This is a genomic window from Nostocoides australiense Ben110, from assembly GCF_001050535.1.
Taxonomy (GTDB): domain Bacteria; phylum Actinomycetota; class Actinomycetes; order Actinomycetales; family Dermatophilaceae; genus Nostocoides_A; species Nostocoides_A australiense.
The window spans coordinates 2,289,307-2,295,032 of record NZ_HG764815.1 but is presented as its reverse complement, the minus strand read 5'-3'; the positions used below and the strand labels follow the sequence as shown (position 1 = coordinate 2,295,032).

Annotated in this window: 5 protein-coding genes and 1 pseudogene; 1 reads left to right on the top strand and 5 read right to left on the bottom strand. The window is 70.0% G+C overall.

The window, feature by feature from the left end; genetic code table 11:
* The 3 genes from BN11_RS11025 to BN11_RS11015 all read right to left on the bottom strand — a co-directional run.
* Positions 1 to 476 (bottom strand): 4Fe-4S binding protein (locus tag BN11_RS11025; RefSeq protein WP_048697605.1); only part of this gene is annotated, 476 nt, incomplete at its 3' end.
* Between the two features lie 96 nt (positions 477 to 572).
* Positions 573 to 1,526: a complex I subunit 1/NuoH family protein gene (locus BN11_RS11020; RefSeq protein ID WP_048697603.1), complete on the bottom strand. Its 954-nt coding sequence runs from the start codon at positions 1,524 to 1,526 to the stop codon at positions 573 to 575.
* Positions 1,523 to 2,035, bottom strand: coding sequence for an NADH-quinone oxidoreductase subunit C (locus BN11_RS11015; RefSeq protein WP_235435442.1), 513 nt, complete (start codon positions 2,033 to 2,035; stop codon positions 1,523 to 1,525). The genes BN11_RS11020 and BN11_RS11015 overlap by 4 nt, the downstream gene beginning before the upstream one ends.
* 142 nt (positions 2,036 to 2,177) lie before the next feature.
* On the opposite strand from BN11_RS11015, the gene BN11_RS11010 reads away from it, so the two are divergent.
* Positions 2,178 to 4,931: a fibronectin type III domain-containing protein gene (locus BN11_RS11010; RefSeq protein ID WP_048697600.1), complete on the top strand. Its 2,754-nt coding sequence runs from the start codon at positions 2,178 to 2,180 to the stop codon at positions 4,929 to 4,931.
* Positions 4,932 to 5,071: 140 nt separating this feature from the next.
* On the opposite strand, the gene BN11_RS11005 is transcribed toward BN11_RS11010, so the two are convergent.
* Both BN11_RS11005 and BN11_RS23680 read right to left on the bottom strand, forming a co-directional pair.
* Entirely contained in the window at positions 5,072 to 5,374 is a 303-nt protein-coding gene (locus BN11_RS11005; RefSeq protein ID WP_048697598.1) for a hypothetical protein, read from the bottom strand.
* 54 nt (positions 5,375 to 5,428) lie between these two features.
* Positions 5,429 to 5,726: pseudogene (locus tag BN11_RS23680) on the bottom strand (IS1634 family transposase); the annotation flags it as partial.

The following is a 5,726-nucleotide window of genomic DNA, read 5'->3' as shown; positions in this document are numbered from 1 at the left end:
TCGGCGGCTCCGGCGTCGGGGGCCGGGGGCGGCGGGACGGTCTCCATCCACCCGCCCAGCCGCTCCTTCTCGTGCAGCAGGTCGCGGATGTCGGTCTCGGCGTACTCGAACTGCGGGGACCAGAAGAGCGCATCGAACGGGCAGACTTCGATGCAGATTCCGCAGTACATGCACAGCGAGAAGTCGATCGCGAAGCGGTCGAGGACGTTGCGCTGCCGCTCCCGCCCCCCGGGCGTCGTGGCCGGGACGGTCTCCTTGTGCGCATCGATGTAGATGCACCAGTCCGGGCACTCGCGCGCGCACAGCATGCACGAGGTGCAGTTCTCGGCGAGGAGGGCGATGACCCCGCGGCTGCGGGCGGGCAGGCTCGGCCGGACGTCGGGATACTCCTGGACGTGCGTATGCCGTGTGAGCGTGCGCGCGGTCGTGGCCAGGCCCTTGACCAGACCGGGCACGACCCCTCGCTTCTCGCTCACGCGACCAACTTAGTCGGGTCGTTCGTCCAACGCAGGTAACTGACACCCGGCCGCGCCCCGCAATGGCGCTGGATTGGCACCCGGGCCACCAGGTCCTCAGAAGTAGGCGACTGCGACGGCGGTCAGGGCCAGTTGCAGCAGGGCGAGCGGGATCAGCCCGGTCCACGCGAACCGCTGCAGCTGGTCCTCGCGCAGCCGGGGCCACGAGACGCGGATCCAGATCAGTGCCAGGGCGACGACAAAACCCTTCAGCAGGGTCCAGGCCCAGCCCAGGACGTCATCGAAGGGCCCGCGCCAGCCACCGAGATACAGGACGGCGAAGAGCAGGGAGAACAGGACGATCCCGGCATACTCGCTGAGCAGGAACAGCGCGAACCGGAGGCCGGTGTATTCGGTGTAGGGCCCGAAGACGATCTCCGAATCGGCGATCGGCATGTCGAAGGGTGGGCGCTGCAGTTCGGCGACGGCCGCGGCGAGGAAGACGAAGGCGCCCGGCAGCTGCCACAGCAGCCACCACGGAGTCCACGCCTCGATGACCCCGGGGAGCGAGAGCGTGCCCGCGGCCAGGGCCACCGAGGCGACAGCCAGCACCATCGGCAGCTCATACGAGATCAGTTGTGCCGCACCGCGCATCGCACCGAGCAAGGCGTACTTGTTCGCGCTCGCCCAGCCCGCCATCAAGGTGCCGAGCACTCCGATGCTCGTGGCCGCGAGGACGAACAGCACGCTGGCAGGCGCCTCGATCGCGGCATACCCGGGGTGGATCGGGATGGCGGCCAGCCCCAGGAGATAGGGGATCATCGCGAGCGCGGGAGCGAGCTTGAAGACACCCCGGTCTGCCGCCCGTGGAACCAGGTCTTCCTTCTGCACGAACTTGGCCCCGTCGGCAACCAGCTGCGCCCAGCCGTGGTAGGCCCCGGCATACATCGGCCCGAGCCGGCCCTGCATGTGCGCCATGACCTTGTGCTCCGTCTGGCCGACCACGAGCGGCAGCACGAGGAGCATGGCCAGCGCGGCGGCGGCCCGCAGCACGATCTCGAGGATGCTCATCGCGGACCCCACTCCTGCGGTGGCACTCCGGGCGGCTGCATCTTGCGCCGGCCAGGCCCGCCGGTATGCGGTTGGCCCGGCTCTTTCGCGCCGGGCCAGTCCTTGCTCACCCGGGCCGCGAGATAGAAGTCCTTGCGCAGCGGGTGACCCTCGAAGCCGTCGGGCAGCAGCAGGGGCCGCAGGCCGAGGCCGGAGCCGTCGTCGAAGCCGGCGACGTCGATGCCGAACATCTCGTGGGTCTCCCGCTCGTGCCAGGCCGCGCCGGCAAACACGCCGGTCAGACTCGGCAACGCCTCGCCCTCGACGATCCGGGTCTGCACGAGCAGTCCACGGAGGGCACCGGGGGTGGCCACGTCATACAGGTGCACCACGACATCGAATCCGGCCGGCTCCTCGCTCGTGCGATCGACGGCGCTCAGCCAGTCGAAGAAGTCGAAGCCTTCCTCGCGCGCGGCCCTGGTGGCGGCGATCCACTCGCCCACCGCCACCTCGCGCCGCTCGTCGCTCACACGGGTCACCCTAATCACCACCGCGCCGGCCTGCTCGGCCCCACTCCGCACGGCGTCACGGTCGGGGCTGTCAAAGACGTGACTCGCGGGTATTATTGAACGTTAACCCCCCAGTCTCACCTCGGCCCCATGAAGGACCGTCATGCGCCGTCACCCGCGTGCCCGCTGGCTGCTGCCCCTCGTCCTCGTCCTCGCCAGCCTGCTGGCCGCCGGCCAGAGCCTCGCCGCCCGCGACACCAGGCCGCCCACCGCCCCGAGCGGTCTGACTGCGGTCTCGACGACCACCGGTGTCACCCTCACCTGGAAGGCCTCGACCGACAACGTCGGGGTCAAGTTCTACGTCGTCACGGTGGCCACCCAGACCAAACGGCCCACTGCTCCCAAGGCGGCATTCGCCAACTTGCGGCCCAACACGAGCTATACAGCGCGGGTCCAGGCCGTCGACGCAGCCGGGAATCGCTCCACCGCGGTCAGGCTGGCGTTTCGCACCAAGGCCCGGGACACCACGCCCCCGAGCGCCCCGGGCGCCATCACCACCGCCCCGGAGATCACCGGCGCCACCATCAGTTGGGGTGCCGCGAGCGACAACATCGGCGTGACGGCCTACGTGCTGACCGTTGACGGGCGATCCCAGACCCTCACCGCCCGCACGGCCACCGTCACGGGCCTGCGGCCGAACACGAGCTATCTGGCCAGCGTCCTCGCCAAGGACGCGGCCGGCAACACCTCGCCCGCGGTGAGCGCCACCTTCCGCACCCTGCCCGAACCGGACGTCACCCCGCCTAGCGTCCCCGGCTCGCCCACGGTCACACCCGGGAGCACACAGGCGACGCTGAACTGGACGCCCTCGACCGACAACGTCGGCGTGTCCGGATACGTCGTCGCGGTCGCCGGGCTCGCCGAGCAGACCGTCACCGCCACCACGGCGACCCTCGACGGCCTGACGCCTGACACCACATACACCGCCACCATCGTCGCCACCGACGCCGCCGGCAACCGGTCAGCCGCCGCGGAGGCCACGTTCACCACCCTCCCGCCGCCGGACACCACCGCCCCGAGCGAGCCGACCGCACTCGCCGTCACCGGCCAGAGCACCACCACGGGGGTAGTGACCTGGACCGCAGCCACCGACGATGTCGCCGTCACCGGCTACCTCGTCACCGCGGCCGGGCGGACCCAGGAGGTCAGCGGAACCTCGGCCACCGTGACCGATCTCCCGGTCGGCACGACGACGGCCGTCGCCGTGGTCGCCGTCGACGCAGCCGGCAACCGGTCGACTGCGGGTCGGATCAACGTCCGCACGCTGCTCGAACCCGACACGCAGGCGCCGAGCTCTCCCGAGGTCAGCGTCGTCCCCGGGTCCACCCGCGCGGCTGTCACCGTCGCTGAGGCGCGAGACGATGTGGGGGTCGTGCGATACGTCGTCACCGTCGCCGGACAGAGTCTGTCGATCACCGAACCAGGCACCCTGACCGTCACCGGCCTGCTGCCGGCGCGCGACCATCAGCTGCGCGTGACGGCGCGCGACGCCTCTGGCAATGTGTCACCTGTCACCATCGTGGCCTTCCCCACCCTCCCCGCGGGCGCCACGCCCGATGGCACGCCTCCGACTCCACCGACGAACCTCAGCGTGCGGGCCGGCTCCTCCACCCTCCAGCTGACCTGGTCCCCCGCCTCCGACAACGTCGACGTGGACCGCTACGTCGTGACCGTCGGCGACATCATTCGGGAAGAGAGTGGGCACACGCTGACGCTCGACGGCCTTGCGCCGCAGACCCCTTACGACGTCGAGGTGGTCGCGGTCGACACCTCCGGCAACGCATCCGCACCCGTGACGGGGCAGGCGGTCACGCGGCCCGGCCCGAGCAACGCCCAGGGGCTGCGCGGCACGATCGCGTGGTTCGGCAAGAACACCAGCCGGGCCACCATGGACGAAGCCCTCGCGTCTCCACTCGTGGACGGCCTGTCCGTCTACCTGCGCTGGAGCGACATCACCACGGACGGGGTCACCTTCAACTGGAGCCTCTTCGAGACCGCCCGTCAGGCCGCCAGCGCGGCTGGCAAGCCGTGGAACGGGATGATCATCTACGGCGTCGTGGGCAATGGGATGCCGGCCTATGTCACCGACGGCCTGCCCGCCGGGCAGCTGATCACCATCGACGGCGAGATTTTCCCGACCTTCTGGTCCCCACAGGCTCAGGCGGCGGCTCGCGATCTGGTCACAGCGGCCGCGCAGCGCTTCGGCTCCGACCCCAACCTCGTCCAGTGGCGGGTCACCGGCCTGTGGTCCGTCAACGCGGAGCCGCGCATTCTCGGTGGGGCCCCGGGTCGCCGCACGTGGGTGGACACCTATCGGATCGAACACCCGGGCGCCACCTTCGAGGACGTGCAGGCGGCGTACAACGACTACGAGAAGCACATCTGGGCCGAGGCAGCGGCGGCGTGGCCGACGCGGATCACACTCGCGCAGGCCGGCGGCCTGGCCCTCGCCGACAATGTCAACACCCTCCCCAACACCGACCCGGCGAAACACCCGCAACGGTTGGCGACGTGGGGCGAGATCCGCGCCCGGCTCGGCGCGCGGATGGTCGGCCAGTTCAATGGCGTCGACGCGGGATCTGGAGCGGGCGGGTTCGGCGAATGGCTGCCCATTGCGTTCGGCCCCAACGGCTTCTACCCCGGTCGCGTAGGCGCCCAATCGATCGGCGGGGTTTCCCAGGACACCCGCCTCACCGCCGACGACTTCCGGGAGATGGTCCGCCTGTTGACCGTGCGCGGCTACTCCTACGGCGAGTTGTACGGCAGTGACGTCATCTACGCCCTCCGGGGCCGGAACGCCGAGGCGTTGCACATGCGGGCGACGTTGGAGATGTACCACGACGGCTGGACCCCCTGACGGCGAGACCAGGAGCCCGCCCAACCCCGACAACGCCCGAGATCTGACAAGTCAGAGGTCGCGATTCGTCGGACGTCGCGCATGGTCCGTGACGGTCCTCCGAAAAGACGGCTACCGCGCCGCCCCGGCCGGTCCCCAATCTAAAGCTCAGGTGACACGGTCACCGCGGCGCTCACGCGGCAACCGCGGCGGCGACAGGGGCGGGTCGGCCACACCAGTCCGAGCGAACGGGCGAGCGCGATCACCGATGCCGCCGCGTCGCACGGTGACTCGGTGGTCTCCTGCCACCCAAAGCGCAACATCCACGTGCCCGCCGTCACCGCAGCGTTCTGCTTGTCCCTGTCCACACGTCCTGTGCCCCGGTGAAAGAGCAGGCCGTCGAGTTCGACGGCCAACGCCGAGGCGCTCAGCAGGTCGGCGCCACCGGGCAGGTCCGCCGGCACGCCAAGGGCGTGCCGCAACCCTGTGGACGGCGCAAAGTCCCGAGTCGTGCCAATTTAGTGTGTCGCGGGCTCGTGGCCTGTGGCGATGAGGATGTCTCGGGCGGCGTCAGTGAGGGAGTCGGCCGCGGTGTGGGGGTGGCCGGCGATGGTGATGGTGATCTGCTGGATCGGGCGGAGCGCGCGCACGATCTTCTTGATGCTCATGCCGGTCTGGTCTTGGAGGCGCCGGGAGATGGCCAGCGCGGCGAAGACGATGGTCAGGTGGGCCTCGATCGCGTCTTTGGTGTGGTGGAAGATCGGTCGGGCGCGTAGGTCGCTCTTGGACATCCGGAACGACGCCTCGACCTGCCAG